Source organism: Desulfurellaceae bacterium (assembly GCA_021296095.1).
GTDB lineage: Bacteria > Desulfobacterota > Binatia > Bin18 > Bin18 > JAAXHF01.
In genome coordinates this window covers 14835-35870 of record JAGWBB010000048.1, presented here as the reverse complement: position 1 = coordinate 35870, position 21036 = coordinate 14835, and the positions used below count along the sequence as shown (strand labels likewise).

The 21036-nt window shown below is 62.9% G+C and carries 21 protein-coding genes; 11 read left to right on the top strand and 10 right to left on the bottom strand.

Annotated features, from left to right (window positions below; translation table 11 throughout):
- Positions 1-58: 58 nt before the first annotated feature.
- Entirely contained in the window at positions 59-1246 is a 1188-nt protein-coding gene (locus tag J4F42_12855; GenBank protein ID MCE2486399.1) for an amidohydrolase, read from the bottom strand.
- 139 nt (positions 1247-1385) lie between these two features.
- Here J4F42_12855 and J4F42_12850 point away from each other — a divergent pair, with 139 nt between their 5' ends.
- Together J4F42_12850 and J4F42_12845 are read left to right on the top strand one after the other, a co-directional pair.
- Positions 1386-1769 carry a VOC family protein gene (locus J4F42_12850; protein ID MCE2486398.1) on the top strand — a complete coding sequence of 128 codons (384 nt, stop codon included), beginning with the start codon at positions 1386-1388 and terminating at the stop codon, positions 1767-1769.
- 24 nt (positions 1770-1793) lie between these two features.
- On the top strand, positions 1794-2369 hold the full coding sequence (locus J4F42_12845) for a peroxidase-related enzyme (GenBank protein MCE2486397.1): 576 nt from the start codon (positions 1794-1796) through the stop codon (positions 2367-2369).
- Positions 2370-2383: 14 nt separating this feature from the next.
- Here J4F42_12845 and J4F42_12840 read toward each other — a convergent pair whose 3' ends face one another.
- Genes J4F42_12840 through J4F42_12830 form a run of 3 tightly spaced genes read right to left on the bottom strand, consistent with a single transcriptional unit; the run spans position 2384 to position 4945 of the window.
- A complete protein-coding gene (locus J4F42_12840) occupies positions 2384-3325 on the bottom strand; it encodes an NAD(P)-dependent oxidoreductase (protein MCE2486396.1) in 942 nt (313 codons plus the stop codon).
- 32 nt (positions 3326-3357) lie between these two features.
- Positions 3358-3690 (bottom strand): carboxymuconolactone decarboxylase family protein, encoded by a 333-nt coding sequence (locus tag J4F42_12835; protein ID MCE2486395.1) that lies wholly within the window; start codon positions 3688-3690, stop codon positions 3358-3360.
- A gap of 28 nt (positions 3691-3718) precedes the next feature.
- Positions 3719-4945, bottom strand: coding sequence for an acyl-CoA/acyl-ACP dehydrogenase (locus J4F42_12830; protein MCE2486394.1), 1227 nt, complete (start codon positions 4943-4945; stop codon positions 3719-3721).
- A 142-nt stretch (positions 4946-5087) separates the two neighbouring features.
- Here J4F42_12830 and J4F42_12825 point away from each other — a divergent pair, with 142 nt between their 5' ends.
- The 7 genes from J4F42_12825 (at position 5088) to J4F42_12795 (ending at position 12589) form a co-directional block, all read left to right on the top strand.
- Positions 5088-6059, top strand: coding sequence for a phosphotriesterase (locus tag J4F42_12825; GenBank protein MCE2486393.1), 972 nt, complete (start codon positions 5088-5090; stop codon positions 6057-6059).
- Positions 6060-6078: 19 nt separating this feature from the next.
- Positions 6079-6849 (top strand): enoyl-CoA hydratase/isomerase family protein, encoded by a 771-nt coding sequence (locus J4F42_12820; GenBank protein ID MCE2486392.1) that lies wholly within the window; start codon positions 6079-6081, stop codon positions 6847-6849.
- A gap of 11 nt (positions 6850-6860) precedes the next feature.
- Positions 6861-7883: an LLM class flavin-dependent oxidoreductase gene (locus tag J4F42_12815; GenBank protein ID MCE2486391.1), complete on the top strand. Its 1023-nt coding sequence runs from the start codon at positions 6861-6863 to the stop codon at positions 7881-7883.
- A 283-nt stretch (positions 7884-8166) separates the two neighbouring features.
- Complete coding sequence (locus tag J4F42_12810; protein MCE2486390.1) at positions 8167-9522, top strand: amidohydrolase family protein; 1356 nt, start codon at positions 8167-8169, stop codon at positions 9520-9522.
- 412 nt (positions 9523-9934) lie between these two features.
- Positions 9935-10249 carry a BrnT family toxin gene (locus J4F42_12805; GenBank protein ID MCE2486389.1) on the top strand — a complete coding sequence of 105 codons (315 nt, stop codon included), beginning with the start codon at positions 9935-9937 and terminating at the stop codon, positions 10247-10249.
- Complete coding sequence (locus J4F42_12800; protein MCE2486388.1) at positions 10191-10490, top strand: BrnA antitoxin family protein; 300 nt, start codon at positions 10191-10193, stop codon at positions 10488-10490. Before J4F42_12805 ends, J4F42_12800 begins: the two co-directional genes overlap by 59 nt.
- A gap of 176 nt (positions 10491-10666) precedes the next feature.
- Positions 10667-12589: a PQQ-binding-like beta-propeller repeat protein gene (locus J4F42_12795; GenBank protein ID MCE2486387.1), complete on the top strand. Its 1923-nt coding sequence runs from the start codon at positions 10667-10669 to the stop codon at positions 12587-12589.
- Between the two features lie 44 nt (positions 12590-12633).
- Here the strand turns inward: J4F42_12795 and J4F42_12790 are convergent, their stop codons facing one another.
- From J4F42_12790 to J4F42_12775, 4 genes are all read right to left on the bottom strand, one after another.
- Entirely contained in the window at positions 12634-14205 is a 1572-nt protein-coding gene (locus J4F42_12790; protein ID MCE2486386.1) for a hypothetical protein, read from the bottom strand.
- Positions 14206-14662: 457 nt separating this feature from the next.
- On the bottom strand, positions 14663-16012 hold the full coding sequence (locus J4F42_12785) for an LLM class flavin-dependent oxidoreductase (protein ID MCE2486385.1): 1350 nt from the start codon (positions 16010-16012) through the stop codon (positions 14663-14665).
- 102 nt (positions 16013-16114) lie between these two features.
- On the bottom strand, positions 16115-16450 hold the full coding sequence (locus tag J4F42_12780) for a hypothetical protein (GenBank protein MCE2486384.1): 336 nt from the start codon (positions 16448-16450) through the stop codon (positions 16115-16117).
- Complete coding sequence (locus J4F42_12775) at positions 16443-17723, bottom strand: aromatic ring-hydroxylating dioxygenase subunit alpha (GenBank protein MCE2486383.1); 1281 nt, start codon at positions 17721-17723, stop codon at positions 16443-16445. Before J4F42_12775 ends, J4F42_12780 begins: the two co-directional genes overlap by 8 nt.
- Positions 17724-17869: 146 nt before the next feature.
- Here J4F42_12775 and J4F42_12770 point away from each other — a divergent pair, with 146 nt between their 5' ends.
- Positions 17870-19063, top strand: a complete 1194-nt coding sequence (locus J4F42_12770; protein MCE2486382.1) for a hypothetical protein — start codon at positions 17870-17872, stop codon at positions 19061-19063.
- Between the two features lie 35 nt (positions 19064-19098).
- On the opposite strand, the gene J4F42_12765 is transcribed toward J4F42_12770, so the two are convergent.
- Positions 19099-19353 carry a hypothetical protein gene (locus J4F42_12765; GenBank protein ID MCE2486381.1) on the bottom strand — a complete coding sequence of 85 codons (255 nt, stop codon included), beginning with the start codon at positions 19351-19353 and terminating at the stop codon, positions 19099-19101.
- Positions 19354-19535: 182 nt separating this feature from the next.
- On the opposite strand from J4F42_12765, the gene J4F42_12760 reads away from it, so the two are divergent.
- Complete coding sequence (locus tag J4F42_12760) at positions 19536-20561, top strand: alpha/beta hydrolase (GenBank protein ID MCE2486380.1); 1026 nt, start codon at positions 19536-19538, stop codon at positions 20559-20561.
- Between the two features lie 46 nt (positions 20562-20607).
- Here J4F42_12760 and J4F42_12755 read toward each other — a convergent pair.
- Positions 20608-21036: amidohydrolase family protein (locus tag J4F42_12755; protein ID MCE2486379.1), on the bottom strand; the 429-nt coding region annotated here is incomplete at its 5' end.

The window sequence follows — 21036 nt, the reverse complement described above, 5'->3', positions numbered from 1 at the left end:
AACACGCAAAAAAGGCCAGCTGGCGCTGGCCTTTTACTGTCAGTCGGTTGGGTTGGAGCTAGGCCACGGCTGCGGCGCGCTTGGCCTCGTCCTCGGCTGTCGGCCCCTCAACCTTGTAGAGTTTCTGTCCGTTGTCCCACAGGATTTTGCGACGGATGTCTTCGTCGCAGTCATCCAGCCCGTGCTTGATCCGTTCGTGTACCTCGTCGCCGTACAGCGAGGTCGGATGCGGAAAGTCGGTCTCGAACATGATCTTGTCGGCACCCACCTTGTCGATCAGACGCCGCGGCGCGATTTGCTCGAACCAGTAGCAGGCGTAGATGTTGCGGGCAAAGTACTCGGAGGGCAGCATGTCGAGGTCGGGTCGCTCTTCCGGCACGCGGTTGCCCAGGAACTGATAATCGAGCGCTTCGAGGGCAAACGGAATCCAGCCGATCCCGCTCTCGACCGAGACGAACTTGATGTCCGGATAGCGCGACAGCACCCCGGACACGATCAGGTCGCTCAGCTGTATGCCGTTGCGCATGAAAATATCGACCGACAGCTCGGCAAAGGCGGTCATTTTTCCGTACTTGGCAACCTTGTCGCGCCGCAGCCCGCCGTCCATATTGCCCGAGCCGATGTGAAAACTGATCGGCAGATCCAGCTCGACGGCGACTTCCCACAGCGGGTTCCAGCTCTCGTCGCCCAGCAGGGGTTGCCCCAGAGATTGCGGCTCGCCGGTGAACAGAATGCCCTTGTGGCCCATGGCGGCACAGCGCCGGACTTCTTTGACCGTCTCAGCCACGTCCCAGAACGGGGTCGAGGTAATCGGCAGCAGACGCCGCGAATCGGCCGACGCCCATTCGGTCTGCCAGTCGTTATAGGCTCTGACGCAGGCCAGCTTCAGCTCGGCATCGTCGAGCCGCAGAAACTCCTGGCTGCCAAACCCGCCGACATTGGGATACATGACCATGGCCCAGATGCCCATCTCATCCATGTATTTGAGCCGTTCCTTGGCGTCGTAGGCTCCGGGGTGCATCTCTTCATAGCTTTTGGGCCAACTCATCATGTCGCCCACCCCGGCCGTTGCGGTCAGGCCCGGGTTGGCAACGCGCCGGTCGCCGATGAACCACCACAGCCGGCCTTTGGCGTCGGTGTCAACGCGGGGCACGGCATCCTTCATCCGCTCGGGCACCCGGCTGGTCCACAGGTCGGGCGTTTCCGTGACATGGGTATCAACATCAATAATGGTGTAACCGCTCATGCTCTTCCTCCTTCAGCTGCCGGACCGTTGGGATCGGTGCTCGGCTCACCTAGGCTTTTTGACCTCGTTTTTGTACTATACGAAGCCTGCCCGCAGGCATAGACTGGCCGGGTGGAGAAGTCAACAGGCGGAGGAAACCATGATTGACCATATCTCGATCAGCGTGCGCGACCTGGCCCACAGCACCCGCTTTTACCACACCGTGCTGGCCACCATCGGCTTTGACAAGCTGGTCGAACGCCCCGACACGACCGGTTTCGGCAAAAAATATCCCGAGTTCTGGCTCAACCGTCGCGCGCAAATGGAGCCGGTGGACGGGGACAGCGGGGTCCATATCGCGCTCCGCACGACCAGCAAAGAGTCGGTTGATCGCTGCCATGCGGCCGCCCTGCAAGCCGGAGCCGAGTCCGATGGCGAGCCCGGGTTTCGTCCCGAGTACCACGCCAGCTATTATGCGGCGTTTGTCCGCGACCCCGATGGCAACCGCATCGAAGTGGTGAGCTTTGTGACCGATACCGACTGAGACACCAACGAAAGGCGCATCCGCATGGCAGACCACCCCATCAGTCGTTACCCCGTCGCCCGGCTGGAAGATCTCCCCCAGGACATCCAGGATCGGATCAGCGTGGTCCAAGCCAGAGCCGGCTTTATTCCCAACGTGTTTCTGGCCCTGGCCCACCGGCCGGCCGAGTTCCGGGCGTTTTTTGACTATCACGACGCCCTGATGCTCAAAGACGGCGGCCTGTCAAAAGCCGAACGGGAGATGATTGTGGTGGCCACCAGCGCCGCCAACGACTGTCAGTACTGTGTGATCGCCCACGGAGCGATTCTGCGTATCTATACCAAGAACCCGCTGATCGCCGACCAGATCGCGGTGCACTATCGCCAAGCCGATATAACGCCGCGTCAGCGGGCGGTGCTGGACTTTGCCGTCAAAGTTGCCCTGCGGCCCCAGGACATCGAAGACGCCGACCGCAGCCGGCTCCGCCAGCACGGCCTGAACGACGAAGACATCTGGGACGTTGGCGCCATCGCCGCCTTCTTTGCCCTGTCGAACCGTATGGCCCACCTGACCGCCATGCGGCCCAACGACGAGTTCTACACCATGGGCCGCGGCCGCTGAGACCCGGCCCTGCCTCAGTCCTCGTCCTTGTCGTCCCGTTCGAGCACCTCGCGCAGCTGCTCGGGCGGAACGGCAATACGCACGCCGGCCCGCTCCTGTTGCAGCAGCATGGCCGCCCGCGAGTCACGCTCCCCCCAGCCCCGGCCCAGCGCCTCGGTCAACTCATCCCAGGCCAGGTTGGCCATCGGCATCGGCACCTGAAGTTTGCGGCCCAGCTGGGTGGCCAGGCTGACATCCTTGTGGGCCAGCCTCAGGGCAAAGTCGGGCGGGTCGTAGTCGTCGGGCAGAAAATGGCGGGCCAAGCCGTCAAAGGTCCGCGTCCGGCCCAGCGCCCCCTGACGCACCGCCTGCCACAGGGTCAGCGGCTCGACGCCGGCCTTCACCCCCATGCTGAAAACCTCGGACAGAACGCGGTTCAGCATATAGCCGGCGCAGTTGTGGACCAGCTTGGCGACAGTGGCCGAGCCGACCGGACCAACATAGCGAGCCTGGTCACCAATCGCGTCGAGCAGCGGTTTGTAGCGCTCGAAAATAGCCCTGTCGCCACCGACCCAGATGGCCAGCCGGCCCGTCTCAGCCCCGTGCGGCCCACCGCTCACCGGGGCATCCAGCATGTGCACCTCGCGCTCGGCAAATGCCGTATGCAGACGCCGCACAACCTCCGGTGCATTGGTCGAGAGATCGAAATAAGCGCTGTGGGGCCGCAGGGCATTGAGGAGCCCCTGCTCACCCAGGGCAACCTGCTCGACATCGGCCGGGGTCGGCAGCGATGTAAAGACCAGTTCTGCTCCCTCGGCGGCCTGCCGAGCGGACTCAGCCCAGGCCGCGCCCGCAGCCAGCTGCGGCTCGGCAGCCTGACGGCGGAGGTCGTGAACGCGCAGCCGATAGCCGGCCCGCTGGAGGCGGGCGGCCATCTTAGCCCCCATTGTCCCCAGTCCGATAAAACCGACCTGCATGACAGCCTCCCCCCAGCCGGGCGATGCCGGGCTCAGTCTCTGGCCGCAAACACTTCGTTGGCGATCGTGGCTGCGGTCATCGCCGTCGGCCAGCCGGAGTAGAACGCTAGGTGGGTGATGAGTTCTCCGATCTCTTCCTGGGTGACGCCGTTGTCCAGGGCGCGTTGCAGATGGAGCCGCAACTGCTCGGGCCGGTACATCGACATCAGCGATGCAACGGTAATCAGACTCCGGTCACGTTTGGACAAACCGCTGCGCTCCCACACATCGCCGTAGACGACTTTTTCGCTCAGCTCGATGAGCTTGGGGGCAACCTTGCGGGCCTTCTCTCGTGCGGCGCTGACCACCGCTGTCGCGTCTGCCATGGCTTTCTCCTTGTGGATGGGTTTCTTGTCACACAAAACGTGGCTGGGTGTAGACTGGGAGGCCAAAGGCGCGCCGCCCGAGCAGGGCCTTGCCCTCCATACCGGCAAACGGCTGGTGGATGATGGCGGCTCGGGCATCGCGGTACATCTGCTCCAGCGGGTTCTTTTTGAACAGCGCCGCCCCGCCGACCATGCGCATGGCTTTATCCACGATCTGGAAGCCGCTCTCCATCACAAACTGATAACAGGCGATCAGGTTCACCAGATCATCCTCAACGCGCCGCTCCAGCGCGTCGTGGGCGGCCAGCGCGTCGTACAGCATGGCCCGCGCCGCGCGCAGCCCAATCTCCATTTCGGCCGCCAACAGCTGATTGCTCGGATAGTGCGTCATGGGCTGATCGAACGGCTCCTGACGGCGTCCCGCCACCCAGTCCATGGCGTAATCGCGGGCAGCCTGGGCCAGGCCCAGATAGCACGCCGGGCCCGAGGCGACCCACCACGAAGCCGTGATGTTGGCCAGCGCGTCCCAGGTCTGGGCCGGGCGCAGGACGGCCGCGTCGTCACCGACAAACACATTGTCCCAGACCACGTCGTTGCTCTGCGACGAGCGGATGCTCAGGGTATCCCAGTTGGTCTGCACCTGAATACCGTCTTCCGTAGCCGGCATGAAACACAGCAGACACTGGGGACCCGTATCCGGGTCGTCATAACGGGCCGTGGTCAAGACATAGTCCGCCCCCGCTGACATTGTGCCAAACCCGCTGCGGCCGTTGATCCGGTAGCCGCCGTCCACCTTGGTCGCCCGACGGGTCGTGTCGTTGATCCCGGCAAAGCCGACCGAACTGTTCATCCGGGGATCGCTGACCGGCCCGCAGAAGACGAGCTTGTCGCTGACCGTCGCCCTGAGCAGCGGTTCGATGGCGTCGAGCTGGGGTCCCTGGCCACGCTGATCCAGGCGCCACAGGTCGGCCAGCAGACCGACAACAATGTGGTGCATATTCACCGCAATGGCCATCGGCAGGTCGCCCTGGGCCAGGCGTTCCTGGCTCAGGGTGAGATCGTGCGGCAGCCCCCCTCCCCCGCCGAGTTCCTCCGGCACGAGCATTGCCGTGTAGCCGGAGGCCTGCATCGCCGCGACATTCTCATGCGGGAAACTGCTGTCCCGGTCATGCTCGGCAACGCGGGTTTTGAAGTCCTCGGCGTGGGCGGCGGCAATATCGAGGAAACGCTGCTGGCGCTCGGTCGTGTCTGGCATACGGTATACTCCTGAGTTCGTGGAATGTATGGCCCGCATTATGGCCGTCCCCTCGCGCCTCGGCAAGGACGGGGCCGGCGCCTTGCGATACACACCGGGGTATGCTTTGACAGGGAGCGATCCGACGAAAGGAGCGTGAAGTATGGCAAAGGTGCAAACAGTCCTGGGTGACAAGACGACGGACGATCTGGGCTTCACCCTGATCCACGAGCATCTGACCGTCGGTTTTCCCGGCTACGAGTGGGACAACTGGCGCTTTGATCGCAAAAAAGAGATCGCCGGGGCGGTCGAAAAACTGCAAGAAATCAAATCTCTGGGCGTCACCTCGTTTGTCGATCCGTGCCCCATGGAGCTGGGCCGCGACCCCGAGTTTGCTGCGGAATGCGCCGACAAGGCCGGTCTGAACGTCATCATGGCGACCGGGCTGTACAACGAGGCGCTGGGCATTCCGCCCCACTTCCGCAGCCTGGCGGCCGATGACATTGCCGAAGTCTATGTCCGCGAGATCACCGAGGGCATGGACAAGACGGGCATCAAAGCCGGCCTGATCAAGACCGCCACCGGCGGCATTCCGGGCATGACCGAGACCGCCACCAGCCTGGGCAAGCACGAGGAGAACTGTTTGCGCGCTGCGGCCCGCGCCCACGCCGCGACCGGCGTGCCGATTCTGTGCCACAACGACGAACTCGGTCCGTTCGGCCGCGAGACGCTGGACGTCTTTGAAGAGGAAGGGGTTGACTTCAACCGGGTGCTGATCGGCCACGCCTGCGGGGTCGGCGACATGCGCTACTACTTCGACATCCTGGAGCGCGGGGCGTGGCTGGGCTTTGACCGCTTCGGCATTGACGTGATCGCCCCGGACAAGATGCGCCTGGCCTCGCTGATCGGTCTGCTGGCCGTCGGCTATGACCGGGTCATGCTGTCCCACGACGCCGTGCACTGCCTGATGGGCCGGCCGAGCAAGACCTGGGACGATTTTGTGGCGGCCTGCCCCAACAACAACTACAGCCATATTCTGAAGAACATCATTCCGACCCTGAGCCGAGCCGGGGTCAGCGAGGGCACGATTCAGACCATGACGGTCGAGAACCCCAAGAGTTATTTCGGCGGCTGAGACCTGCGGGAGCACACCCATGTCCTACGTCCTGTACGAAAAACACGACCACATTGTCACGATCACCCTCAACCGGCCCGAGCGCATGAACGCCATGGGCGAAGAGCTGTTCAGGCAGCTGGTCGAGGCCGACAAGAAGTTCGCGGCCGATGACGACGCCTGGGTCGCCATTTATACCGGCGCCGGTGACCGGGCCTTTTCGGCCGGACGCGATCTCAAGGAAGCCTCGGAGCGCGAGGCGACGGGCAAGAAATCGAGCGTGGGCATTCGCAACGTCGAGGGCTTGAGCAAGGACAGCGGCAAGCCGACCATCGCCGCCATCAACGGCGCCGCCTTTGGCGGCGGCATGGAAAAGGCTCTGGCGTGCGACATCCGTATCTGCTCGGACAACGCCACATTTGGGTTGGCCGAGGTCAAGGTCGGCCTGTGCCCGCCGACCGGCTCCTTTCGCCTGCCGCGCCTGATCGGCCTGTCAAACGCCATGTGGCTGTTGCTGAGCGGCGAGCCGGTCGACGCCCAGGAAGCCCACCGCATCGGTCTCGTCACCCGGGTCGTGCCTCAGGCCGATCTGCTGCCGACCGCCGTCACAATGGCCGAGACGCTGTGTCAAAACGCGCCCCTGGCCGTGCGCGCGACCCGTAACCTGGCGACCATGGGCCTGGAGCTGCCCATGGACTATGCCTACCGCATGGGCACGGAACTCATGGCCTCGGTGTGGGAATCCGAAGACGCCGTCGAGGGCACCCGGGCGTTTGTCGAAAAGCGCAAACCCAACTGGCGCATGAAATAAAGGAGAATGCCATGGACGTTGGCCTGCTGTTTCCCTTTCGCAATCCCCCCCAGTGGCGCAAGCCCTTTCCCGAGTTCTATGCCGAACAGCTCAAACAGACCCAGATTGCCGAAGAACTCGGCTACGACACGGTTTGGCTGACCGAGCACCACTTTGCCGAGGACGGCTACTCACCATCCCTGCTACCGATTGCCGGCGCGATTGCGGCCATGACCAACCGGGTGCGGATCGGGACCTTTCTGCTGCTGCTGCCCCTGCACAACGCGGTGCGGGTCGGCGAAGACGCGGCCACCGTCGATGTCATCTCCAACGGTCGCTTCGATATGGGCTTTGGCCAGGGCTATGCCCCGTCCGAGTTTGAGGGCTACGGCATTCCCCGCAAAGAACGCGCCTCGCGGCTGGAAGAAGGCATTGAGGTCATTCGGGGCATGTGGACCCAGGACCCGTTCTCCTACCAGGGCCGACACTACGATCTGAAGAACATCAGCCTGGTGCCCAAACCGGCCCAAACACCGCACCCGCCGATCTGGATCGGAGCCGGCCAGAAAAAAGCCGTGGAGCGGGCCGGCCGCATGGGCTGCCACTTCCTGGGCACCTCCGATCCAACCGCGCAGGAGACCTACGACACGGCGCTCCGCGCCCACGGCCGTGATCCCAAGGATTTTCACGCCGCCCAGCTCCGTTGGGTGCATGTCGCGGCCAGCCGCGATCAGGCCTGGGACAATGTCCAGGACCACCTGCACTACATGTTGAGCTGGTACGGCCGCTGGCTGGCCGAGGCCAAGGACTTTGCCGGCGCCGAAAAATTCGCCCAGCTGCCGCCCGCCTCAGAGCTGCGCAACGTCACCGATCAGCTCATTGGCGCGCCCATCGTCGGCACCCCCGAAGAGGTCGGCGGCGAGCTCGAACGCATGACCGCCGCCATCCGCACGACCCATATTGTCATGGGCATGCACCTGCCCGGCCTGGACCCGGCCAAGAGCCAGCAGTCGATGGAGCTGTTTGCCAAAGAGGTCATGCCGAGCCTGCACTGAGCATGAGTCGGTCTTGTAGGTCGGCTGAGCCGCAGGCGTCAGCCGACACGGTCGTGCCCGTCGGATTACGCTCCGCTCATCCGACCTGCGCGTCTGGGCTTGTGTCAAGCGTCCAGGTCGATTTCTGGCGGAGCCTCAGGAAAGACGGCAGACCGAACAACGAATGATACGGCGTATCCTCACGGTTCTGGCTGTCACAGGGGTTCTCCTCGGGCTGCTCGCGGCAGGGGGATGGTTTATACTCCAGCCTCCGCCGATTGCGGTTCCGCTCCAGGAGCGGCTGGTGTTTGCCGATGTGACCGTGATGAACCCGGGGCGTGACCGGCGAGCCGGACAGACTCTCACGGTCCAGGACGGGCGGATTGTGTCGATTACGGCTGATGCCCCCACCGGCAGGGAATCCGAGGCGACCACCCCCTTTGCTGGCACCTACGCGCTGCCCGGCCTCATCGACATGCATGTGCACAATGTGGCCGGCGAGTGGGAACTCTTCGGGCTGCTCTTTCTCATGCATGGGGTTACCGCAGTGCGCGACACCGGACGTTTCGATACAACGCCTGTCGCGCAGCGACAAAAGGTCCTGGATGGCGCGTATCCCGGGCCGCGGTTCTTTGCCTGCGGCCCCATTCTCGATGGCGACCCTTCCTTCTCTCCCTTGCACTGGCCTGTCGGCAGCCCTGCCGCAGCCCGAAAAGCGGTTGATGAAGTCGCAGCAGCGGGCGTCGATTGTGTGAAAGTATACTGGTCCCTCTCCACGAATGTCCTCACCGCGATCCGTCACGCGGCGCAGCAGCATAACCTGCCGGTTGCCGGGCATATTCCTTTTGCCGTCCCCTTTGAAGCAGCCGGCCTGGACGACGTTCAGCATCTGACTGGAGTCCCGCTGCACGAAGACGACCCAGACGCAAGCGCGGCGGCGCGGCTTGGGGCGTGGGCAGCGTCCTGGCGGAACCTTGATCCAACGCGGATTGACTTCATTGTGCAGACCTCAGTGGAGCAGAAACTGGTTCATACGCCCACCCTTTTCATGTGGGCTCAGGCGGCGCGATCGCTCGACTATGCGCGGCTGCTCGATGACCCTGCGGCGCATTTGTTGCCGCGCTGGTACCGGGCAGTCTTTTGGCGACCGCTTGACGCTTTTCTGCCCGCCTATGCAAGCCTCGGCAAGGCGCTGCCTCAGATGAAAGAAACGGTCCGACGCCTGCACGAAGCCGGGGTTCGCATTCACGCAGGAAGCGACACGCCCCTGTCGTTTGTCGTCCCGGGCGCAAGCCTTCACGGGGAACTCCGCCTGTTGGTAGAAGCTGGCCTCACGCCTGAGGAAGCCTGGGTGGCGGCGACGCGCTGGCCCGGGGAATTCCTGGGCGTGCCCAAACTCGGGACACTCCAGGACGGCGCCCCGGCAGATTTCCTCCTCTTCCGAGAAAATCCCACCCGGGACTTGGCCGCGCTCTCGACTCTGGAAGCCGTCGTCGCCCAGGGGCGGCTCTATCCGAAGGCAGTGCTTGACGAAGCGTTTGAGCGCCACCGCGCGCACTTCAGCGGATGGCTCTACGACCGGCTGACCATGGCCATGGCAGCCGTCCTGGCATGGATGGGGTCACCGCCTTCAGACGCTCAGATCCATCCGCAACAATGAGCAACAAAGGTGCGGCAGCGTGATAACGGGCTTCGTGGGTCAAGGTGAGCGCTTCCTGAAGCTGCACTTTGCGCAGCTTGAATCCTCTCGTCTGACACAGACGAGTGACAGCGAAGTCTAATCTCTCATCCTCATAATCAGCAGCTAATATCTCTTCGGCGAGGAACGGCTCCAGACGCCCGATCATGCGAACTTGGTCAAGCTGCTTCTGAAACGCTGGAGGGAGTGGGAATTTGCGATTTCGTAACATCAGTTCTCAGCAGGACGCAATGATGGAGGTTTCATTGGAGGCTCGTAACACGGCGTTCATCCGAATCATGCTCCTCTGGGTCCAGCTTAGCGCTTGAGATTTTCCGGTTAGTATATACAATTGTATCGGCAAGAAGGCAACCGATATCTCTGAGAGACAAGCATAGCGCGAGACACACCGTTCTTTCAGACCTTCCAATGGGATGAAGGCAAGCGGCAGAGGGTTTTAGAGAGGCGGAGGAGCGATTTTCTCGATGCTATCCGGATTTTTGCAGGCCCTGTCCTGATCGTGCCCTCGGCCCGGCGAGGAGAGTCCCGGTGGCTGGCGGTCGGGCTGGTCGATGGAATCGAAATGACGGTGATCTACACAGTCCGGGACGGCGACTGTCGAGTCATCACGGCAAGGAGAGCACGGCACGATGAAAGACAAAACTATTACCAGTATCTCACTGAGGGAAGCGACCCTTCGGAAGGATAAGACCAGAACCGACTGGCCACGGCTGCGGCGGGAGCGCGCTGCCGGTCAAGAGCCAGCCAGGGAGGCGGCAGAGGGGGACTTCGACTGGTCAAAGGCCACCGTGGTCATGCCCCCTGGCAAGGCGGCGATCTCCCTGCGGTTAGACACCGACGTATTGGCCTGGTTCAGAGCGCAGGGCCGGGGTTACCAGACGCGGATCAACGCGGTGTTGCGTAGCTACATGGAAGCCCAGCAAGGATAAGCTCCAGGGCCGGGAGGTCGGTGCTTGCCCATCAGACATAAACGCTATGATGCGCCTTTGGAGATGAGTCCGCCCTCGCTCCCACACTGAACACTGCCGGAGCGGGAGTGGGAAGGTTTGACAGACAAGACTCTCCCCGGCAAAAGAGGGCACAGCGGGAAGAAGGAGGTCGGTGGATGTCTGTCCGTAAGGGGTCTCTCAAGCGAAAAATACAGGTTATGATCCAGGCTCTTGTGATCGGCCTGCTGGTGTCGAGCGTGAGCCGTGCTCCGAGCTGGGCGCTCTCTCCACCACAAGGGGAAAGCGACGGCGCCGCGCTCTACCAGGCGTACTGCGCACACCGCCACGAGGGGCAGGTCAAACGCGCGCCACACCGTGACGCCATGGCGCGCCTGCCCGCCTCAACGGTCCTGAATTCTCTGGAACGTGGCAGGATGAAGTTCCTCGGCATGATGCGGACCGGTCCAGAACGGCAGGCCCTCTCGGAATGGATAACCGGCAAGACGCTGCCGCCGCCGACCGACACAGATGCAACGGTCGCCGGGTTCTGTGCCGACGCACCGGGGACCTTTGCGGTGGAAGACGGCGCCCCACAGTGGAACGGCTGGGGCGTCGATCCCTTCAACACCCGCTTCCAACCTGCCCAAGCCGCCGGGCTCAGCGCCGCCCAGGTGCCTGCGCTGCAGGTCAAATGGGTGTTTGGCTTGCCCATGGGTTTTCGGGTTTCCCAGCCGACGGTGGTCGGCGGCCGGGTGTTTATCGGTTCGCTCCAGGGCCGTATTTATTCGCTCGATGCCAAAACCGGCTGCTTGTACTGGTCGGTGAAAACGGACAGTGGGGTCCGCGCAACCATGGTGGTCGAGAGCCTGCCGGGCACGACCCCGCCGCGCTTTGTGGTCTATGCGGGCGACGCGGCGGCCAACGTGTATGCGCTGGATGCCCGCACGGGCCAGGAACTCTGGAAAGTGAACGTCAACGCCCATCCCCTGGCGCGGATTACGGGCTCGCCCAAAACCCACGCCGACCGGCTCTACGTGGCCACCACCTCCCTGGAGGAACTCGCCGGCGCCGACCCCACCTACGAGTGTTGTACGTTTCGCGGCACGGTCATGGCGCTCGACCGTGTTACCGGCCAGCTGGTCTGGCAAGCGTATACCATTCCAGATCCCCCGGCGCCGGTTCGCAAAAATGCCATCGGCGTGCAGTTATGGGGGCCGTCCGGCGCCACGGTCTGGTCCTCCCCGACGCTCGACCCCGAGCGCAACCGCCTGTATGTGGCCACGGGCGACAATTATTCCGACCCGGTCTCGCTGACGAGCGATGCGGTCGTGGCCCTCGATTTGCGCACCGGCGCCATCGTCTGGTCGAAGCAATTCACGCCCAACGACGCCTGGAACACGGCCTGTGAGCTGGAGGATGATACCAACTGTCCGCAGGCGCGCGGCCCGGACCTGGACTTCGCCTCCTCCCCCATCCTGCGGATCCTGCCCGACGGGCGGCGGATCCTCCTGGCCGGCCAAAAGTCCGGGGTGATGCACGCCCTTGACCCGGACCGGAACGGAGCAATGCTGTGGCAGGAGCGGGTCGGCAAGGGCGGCCTGCTGGGCGGGATTCAGTGGGGCTCGGCGGCCGATGCCACCCAGGTCTATGTGGCCCTGTCGGATGTCGTTCGGAAGACGGTCGAGCAGGCGGACGGAAGCTGGACCCGGGTCCTGGACGGCAGCGTTGGGGGCGGCCTGTTTGCCCTGGATATCGAAAGCGGCGCGCGGCAATGGCACGTCCCGGCGGTCGGCTGTGGCGACCGACCACAGTGCAGTCCGGCCCAGTCCGCGGCGGTGTCGGCCCTGCCCGGCGTGGTGTTTTCCGGGTCGGTCGACGGCCATCTGCGCGGCTATGCCACCGACACCGGCGCTGTCATCTGGGACTACAACGCCCTCCAGGAGTATGCGAGCACCAACGGCGTCCCGACCAAGGGCGGCTCGTTTGACGGCCCGGGGCCAACCATTGTGGACGGCATGCTGTATGTCCACTCCGGCTACGGCTATCGGGGCGGGGTGCCGGGCAATGCCCTGCTCGCGTTTTCGGTCAATGGCGAATAGGCGCCCGGCCACGTTGCAAACTTGACACTTTGCATGGGTCGCCCCTACTGCACATCCGTAATCACGAAGTTCTGACTGTTCTGCCGCCACTCCAGGGTGACCGTCTGCCCCAGGTCCGGGAAGTCCTCCACCACACATTCCCCCACGGCCCCCTCCACAAACTCCTGCCCCAGCGTCGTCACCGTGACCGTCGTCCGGCCCAGCTCGACCCCATCGACCAAGGTGGTCACGGTATGCTCACCAGCGCCCAACAGGTTCCAGTTGAGCAATAAGACAAACCCATTATCCGTGTCCCCACAGGTATCCAGCGTATCCCCCCGCTTCAGGCCATACGCCGCCACGTGCTGCCCAACAGCACCCTGTTCGGTCGCGATCTCGATCTCTACCCGCTCGGCCTCGCACACCCAGCCCCACAGCGCACCGATCCCGCTCTGAAACGAGTGCGGGCCCGGATTCTCCAGCCGTCCCCCCAGATCCCCCAGACCATCTGCGGCCAGATAAAATCCCGAATTGACGATGTAGTCGATCGAGATGATGCTGCCGTCCGGCCTCGGGATGTGAGCGGTGAACACGCGGGCGTAGCCGACCTTGGGGACTTCGGCGCTGTCGGCATCGTCGGCGGGATTGTCGAAGTAATACTCCCAGAAGCCGCCGTCCGGGCCACTTTCCGCGGCGCGGATGAGCTGCTCCACGACGAGTTCTCCGGTCGCAATGTCGGTGGCAATCCCTCCTTGTCGAAACTCGAACCGATCCGGGAACCCTCCGTGAAGCGTGATGATCCTGCTGACACGTTCCATGATGGCGACGTAGACGGACCCCTGTCTCCACGGTCCGTTCGGATCACGCAGGATGGCCCTGGCTTTCGAGACTGCGGTCAGATCGCCGGACGAAAGAAGTCCGGTGAAGTATTCCCCCGCAGCCGTGACGAAGGCCTGCAAGGTTGCCCGATCCACCACATCCCTGGCCCTAACGGGCGGTTCGATATGCTCAATTTCCTCTGCGGACAAGTGAGACGAGTCAAGATCAAATCCGGCAAGCACCACGACAGGTTGCCCCGAGATGCCCGAGAGAAGGGCGATGGCATAGCCGGAGGCACCCGGGATATCAGGCACATTGAATGCGCTGCCCTCCCTGGCGGCGGCGGCAGCGAAGGCGGTCCTGGACGCCGCCGGGCTGGTCAGGTCGGCCGGAGCGATTCCCAATGCGTGCAGGATCGCTTCATAAATTACGGGGTTGAGTTGCCTGCCGGACAAGGCCATGTCCTTCGTGTGAATGAACACCCTGTCGCTGGGCGCCAGTCTCACGACATAGGTGGAACCGGAACGCCACGGACCCCCCTCCTGCCTGAAAAGACAGCCAACGTAGGCTAACTGCTTGAGGGTCGTAATGCCCGGCTCGCTCACAAAGATGTCTCTCACGGCCAGGGCGAAGTCGGTCAGGCTGGCGCTGCCGTCTTCCACCTGTTGCGCCGTCACAGGTGGAGGCGGCGGCGGAGTCACGCCGTCAGGCAGTGGGCAGTCGAGCTGCGCCTGCGCCAGGGCAGGGTGCGTATTGAAAAGGACACCGGCCAGCAAGAACAGGCCGCTAGAGCGTGTTAGGAACTTCTGACAACCCATTGATTTTATTCAGGTTTCGCCGAGGTAGTTCCTGCAAGTCAGCGATTTCTCTGAGGAAAATGAATCGCAGCAAAAAAGTGCATAACACCCTCTAGCAAGAATCAGCGATATCGGGGTCAGCACGGTTCGAGTTTGCATATCTTCGGCTCCTCTTCTCTCACAGACTGCCGGCGGCAAGTTCCGGGGTGCCTGCTCACCGGCCCGTGGGCGGTCAGGGGACTGATGAACCCGTCATGCCCCGTCATGCCTCTGGTGCAGACTGCGTACCGACACCAGACAGACAGGCCACTTCCTATACACGGTTGGCACGAGGAATGCGCTGCCTATATGGGCAGAAAAGGTGATAACTTGACTATAGTGGAACTCTTCTTATGAGACCTTCTTCACAAGACAAGAGCCTCTGGAAGCCACCTTCGGCTTCACAGAGGCTCTTCTGACTGAGCTGTTCGAGAAAGACTTAGGCCGCCATCAGCTCGGCCAGGGCCTGCGGGTCGCTGACCGGAGCCGGGTCGCTGCCGTTCAGCGCGACCGAGCCGGGGGCTCGCTCATACGGGCTGACCAGACCGAGCGATTTGCCGTGCTCGCGCATGGCCGGGATGACATCGCGGTTGATCAGCTCCAGGCAACGCTTGCGATCCTTGGCCGGAACCGGCCCGTCGAGCCAGAAGGAGAAGATGCCGGGCCGCAGGATGTCCTGAATCTTCTTGAGCTTGGGAATCACATTGTCCGGCGTGCCGGCGATCATGACCATGTCTTTCAGTACATCGGGATAGCCGCTGTAGATGATGTCCTTGACCCCTTCGACCTCTTCGTCGGTCTTTTCAAAGCCCTCGCCGTACAGGGGCTTGGCGGACGCGTTGACGCCGAAGTTGCTCTGGGCCAGACGCCGGGTCGCCGCTTTTGAGTTATAGCCCGGCGGGAACATCCATTCCGGACGGGCAAAGTGGGCAAACGCCCCGCCGTACAGAATGCGTTTGCCCATTTCCTCGGCCTTCTCCTGGGTGTCGGCAACCATCACCGGCTGCAGATAGCCGAAGTTCTCGGGTCCGGCCTGGTAGCCCTCGCGGGCCGCCGCCTTGGCGTAGAAGTCCCACAGCTCCAGGGTCGGCTCCAGGCGGGTGGCCAGCGCGACATACGGGTAGCGCCGCTTGGCACACCAGAAAACCGTGTCAGGGCTGATCAGGCCGGGAATCCACATCTGCGGATGGGGCTGCTGGTACGGCAGCACCCACGGATTCACATGCCGGAAGTGGAAGTGCTTGCCCTCGTAGCGAAACGGACCGGGCGTCGTCCAGGCCTTGAGAATGAAGTCAATGCCTTCCTCGAAGTACTCGCGGTTGAGGGCCGGGTTGGCGTTGTTGGCCAGCTGTTCGGAGCCGGCGCCACGCACCCAGCCGGTCACCATGCGGCCCTCTGACACGAGGTCGATCATGGCCAGCTCTTCGGCCAGACGCAGGGCGTTGGACACGGTCGGCACGGGATTGCCGAGCAGGGCGATTTTGACCCGCTGGGTGGCCTTGGCCAGGATAGAGGCCTCAACGTCCATGACCGCACCCAGACAGAACGGCGTGCCGTGGTGCTCGTTCAGCATCACACCGTCGAAATCCAGCAGCTCTTGATCGGTATAAATCTTCTCGTCCAGGTACTGGTTCAGGAGCCGGGCGCCATGCTTGCGGTCGAACAGGCGGTTGGGCGCGCCAAAGAAGCTTCGCCTGCGGACGATATCGGTTTCCAGTTCATTATACCTGGTCAGATCCTCCTCAGGATCGTAATGGTAGGCCCGCTCAGTAAACCACATGAAATGCATACGCTGTCCTCCTCGTGCAGCTTCTCCCGGCTCTTGAGGTGGCCGGGAGGTCTTCCTCTTATTATCTTCAGCGCCGCCTCAATAAAAGAGGGGCACCGTACCTTAGCTGATGCCGCGCCGGGCTGGGGTCACCCGGCCTATGTCGTAGCCGTCCACCACCTGGGGCTGGCCGAACTGTTCGATAGCCGGCGCGACCTCGGCCAGAGACAGGGCCAGCAGGAACAGCCGCTGAGCCTCAGCCGGCAGCTCATCCGGCGGAAACTGCCCCAGATAGGCGAAGACGGCATCCATCCGGGCCAGCAACGCGTCATAAAACGCCTGCAACTCATCTTGGCTACTGGCCTGACGCTTGTCGCTACGCTCCGTCTCGGTTGCCAGGCACCAGCCCAGCCACGGCTCCAGGTCGCGGAACGCCTCGGGCAGACCGGACTCAGGCATGGGCGGCCTCTTTTCGGGTGCCGGCTGAAACAGGCTGGCCGGCGATCATCTGTTCGACCACCCGGTGACTATGGCGAACCAGGATTTCTTCATCCTGGAGGTGGAATTCTTTTTTGGCGCCCGAGTCCAGCATGCGCTGGGTCTCCTCCAGGGTCCGGCCGTCCTCCAGAATGATATCGCGGAAGAGGACGTGGCCGTACTCCTGCATGAAACGCTGGCCCACGGTCTGGGCTTTGGGGAAGTACTGGGTCGAGTGCCAGATCGTCCGATCCACCGCGATGGGCCAGAAATTGTGGGTGAAGTACGAGCCCTCGGACACGTCAACAAAAAAGCACGGAAAGATGACGTTCAGATCCAGAGTCCAGTCTGTGTGACGCAACGGATTCACCCCGGTCGGCAGGGCGCTCATGTCAAAATCCTTGCGGATCAGAAAAGTGCCGTGTCTGAAGGCCAGGGACGCCACCGGCGTCGGCTCAACGTCCGTATTGCCAAAGACCGAGGCGCTGCCGTGGCGGGGATGGAGCCGAAAGTCCAGGACATGGGCGTAGGGGTTGGTTGGGCTGGTGAAGGAGTCGGGGATGGAGCGGCGGTGCAGAAAGCCGACGTGGTAGATTTCCTGAAAAGCGTCTTTGACCAGCTTCCAGTTGGCCCGCACCTCGGTCGTCCACGAGGCGCTAGTGGCCGAAATCTCGCCAAACGGATAACCGTCCAGGCTGCTGCCCAGTTCGCCCAGGTATTCGGCCAGGGTGTCCTGCGGCTGGGGATCGACGTTGATAAAAACAAACCCCTGCCATACCTCGCAGGCGACCGGTGTCAGGCCCAACTCGTCTTTTTGCAGCCCGAAGAAGTTCTCTTCGTCGGGCACGAATTTGAGCGCACCGTCCAAGGCGTACGACCAGCCGTGAAACTTGCAGGTGAACAGCTGGCAGGAACCCCGTTCATCCCAGGCAATCTTGTTGCCCCGGTGGGAGCACATATTGTGGAAGGCGCGGATGTCGCCCTTTTGACCTCGCACGACCAGGATCGAGGTCTGACACATGGCGATATCTTTCACGAAGTAGTCGCCCGGATTGGGCAGCTGTTCGACCCGGCCCACGTTGAGCCAGACCTTCTTGAAGATATGCTCTCGCTCCAGCTCGAACTGCTCGGGTGAGGTGAAGACCTCGGCGGCAAGCGGCTCCCGGTCGAGATGCGGATATTTGTCGTGCCACTTCGCGCCGTTCGCCCGGCCGTTTGTCGTCGTCCCCGAGCCGTTTGATGCCGTGTTCGTCATGCTCTCCCTCCTTACGTTCCGCTCATTCATCAAGGCAGCGGCCCACTATACGCCAAACCACCCTCCAAGAAAACTCCGCAGGGCTAGGCGCACGCCTGAGCCGGATGGTATACAGACTGAACCCAGCCGGGGGAAAGGACACAGCCATGTCAGCACGCGAGCCTCAGAACACCCAGCCGCCCTCCACAACCGGCCCCGAGCTGGTCAAACGCGCCCGCGCCCTGATACCGCTGCTGGCCGAACACGCCGCCGAGGCCGAACGGCTACGCAAGCCGGTCGATAGCGTCATCAAGGCCCTGGAAGAGGCCGAGATCTACAAGCTGATGGTGCCCAAATGCTACGGCGGACTGGAACTCGATATGGACACCTTTTTCGAGGTCGGGGTGGCCCTGGGTGAGGGCGACGCCTCAACCGCCTGGGTGTCCAATTTTTACATCGAGCACAACTGGATCTTCAGCCAGTTTCCCGAGCCGTTTCAAAAAGAGCTGTTTGCCTCGCGCAGCTATGTGCTGGCTCCGGCCATGATTTCGCCGACCGCCACCGTCCGTCCCGAAAAGGGCGGGTTTCGGATTAACGGCCGCTGGCAATGGGGAACGGGCGTGATGCACGGGGACTGGGTGATCCCGGCGGCAACCGAGATCAGGCCCGACGGCAGGCCCGAGCCGCGCTGGTTCGCCCTGCCGATTTCTGAAGTCAGCGTCGAAGATACCTGGTACGTTGACGGCATGATCGCCACCGGCAGCAACGACGTGGTCATTGATGACGCTTTCATCCCCGAGGAGCGGGCGGTGTCGATGCGAGAGATGATGAGCGGTCATGGACCCGGTTCACACCTCCACGCCGGCCCGCTGTACCGGACGCCGATGATGCCGATCCTGACCCTGGCCGCCACCATGCCGGCTCTGGGCCAGGCAAAAACGGCGTTGCGGCTGTTTCGAGACCGGCTGACCGAGCGGGTGCTGCTTGACGCCAGCAAACAGCTTGATCGGTCGGCCTCACGGATGCGGCTGGCCCGCGCCGAAACCGAGGTGTGTCAAACCGAACTGCTGCTGCGGCACCTGGTTGACGACGTGTGCGCCAAGCGCAACACGGCCACGCTCGAGGACCGGGCTCGCTGGGCCACCCAGCTGGCCATGTCCGTCCAGCAGTGTAAAAAAGTCGTCCAGGACATTGTCGAGGCCAGTGGCGCGCACGCCCATTTTCAGGACAGTCCGCTACAGCGCACACAGCGCGACCTGAACACCCTGGCGTGTCACTTTGTCTTTGACCTTGACGGTAAGCTGGAGTCCTACGGACGGCTGTTGCTGGGCCAGGAGCTGCCGGGCGGCGCGCTGTTTTAACGCGCCAGCATCTATTCGATCTCGGCTGGAGATTGTCACAAGCTGCGGGCTTTCGCCTGGAGCACGGCGAGTACATCGATGGCGTGAACGTAGCTCTCATATTCCGCTCGCTCGTTCTCACTCAGCTCTCCCTCGGTGGATTTTCCGGCAAGCTCCTCAAGACGCGCCTGGACCACAGAGTCCGCACGCAGGTTCACGAGCTTCTCCGCTACCTCCGGGGTCAAGCAGTCGCCGAATGGCTCAAGGAGTCGATCCAGAAAATTCGTTGTTGTGTGCTCGGTATGGTTCATAGTCACAGATCTCTCCCGGGAGTACCCTCGATCCCGTCTTCTCGCTTCGCTCCAGATTCCGAGCAGGTCCACATACTCTATCCAATACGCGGGTATCCGTGCGTGCAAGTCCTCTGGTCGGGGCAGCTGGCTCCTTCCAAGCATTTACGCTAAGACGGCCATGAAAAACAAGGAGACACGACATGCCAATCACCGAACATACGGTCAAGACGGACGGCCATACGAGCTTTTATCTGGCCGCCGGTCCTGAAGACGGTCCGCTGGTTATTTTCGTCCACGGCTGGCCGGAGCTGTCCATCAGCTGGCGCCACCAGCTGCCCGCCCTGGCCGCCCTGGGCTTTCGCACCCTGGCCCCGGACATGCGCGGCTATGGACGCTCGTCCGTGTATCCCCACCACCACGACTACGCCCAGGACAAGATCGTCGGCGACATGATCGGTCTGCTCGACGCCTTGGGCGCGGACAAGGCGGTCTGGGTCGGACACGACTGGGGCAGTCCGGTGGTGTGGAACCTGGCCAGCCACCACCCGGATCGCTGCCACGCGGTCGCAAATCTGTGTGTGCCCTACTACACGCTCGAACGGGGCCTGGACCACACCCTGAGCCTGGCCGACCGCCAGCTGTACCCCGAGGCTGAGTTCCCGGCCGCCCAGTGGGACTATATGCGCTATTACGAGGAGAGTTTTGACGAGGCCATCGCCCCCATGGACGCCAATGTCTCCGCGTTTGTGAAACTGCTGTTTCGCAAGGGCAATCCGGACGGCGAGGGAAAACCGGCGGTAACAGCGACGGCCCGGCGCGAGCGCGGCATGATCGGCACACGCGCAATTCCCGACCTGCCCCGGGATGGCGACATCGTCAGCGCCGAGGAACTCAGCAGCTATGTCTCGGCCCTGGAGCGCAACGGCTTTTCCGGTCCCAGTTCGTGGTATATGAACCACGCGGCCAACGCCGCCTATGCGCTGACGGCCGACAACGACGGCTACCTCGATCTGCCGGTCTTATTTCTGAACGCCCGCTACGATTACGTGTGTGAGTGCACCCACTCCCGGCTGGCCGAACCGATGCGTCGCTACTGTCGGAATCTGACCGAGGTGACGCTGCGGACCGGGCACTGGATGGCCCAGGAGAAGCCGCGTGAGGTCAACGCGGCTCTGGTCAGGTGGCTGGCTACCGCGGTCTCGGCTGTCTGGCCGCAGGCCGCGTAGGAACGACCGGGTCCATCCGGCTGGCCGTACCAAAGAAGCGGGGCGGTCAGGAGCGAATGCCGTAGAACTTCCGGCCGTTGTCGCCCAGGATCTTGTCCACCGACGCGGCCGGCAGTGACGACAACACAGTGCGAATCTTCTGGATCGGCTGGACAAACCCCTCGGCGTGCGGATAGTCCGAGCCGGTAAAAAAGCGGTCGTCGCCCAGGAACTGGACCATCAGCGGAAACATCTTCTCTTCGGGGTCGCCGTTGATCCAGATATTGCGGGCCAAATACTCGCTGGCCGGTCGCTTCATCTGCGAGGTGTGGCCCATGTAGTTGAAACGATAGTCGAGCCGCTCCAGCCACTCGCCGACCCAGCCGACCATGGCCTCAATCGTGGCTACCCGCAGCCTGGGGAAGCGCTCGAACACCCCGTCGTAGACCAGCGTGGTGAGCGCCTGGCGCGGGTCCTGGATGATATTCATGGTCAC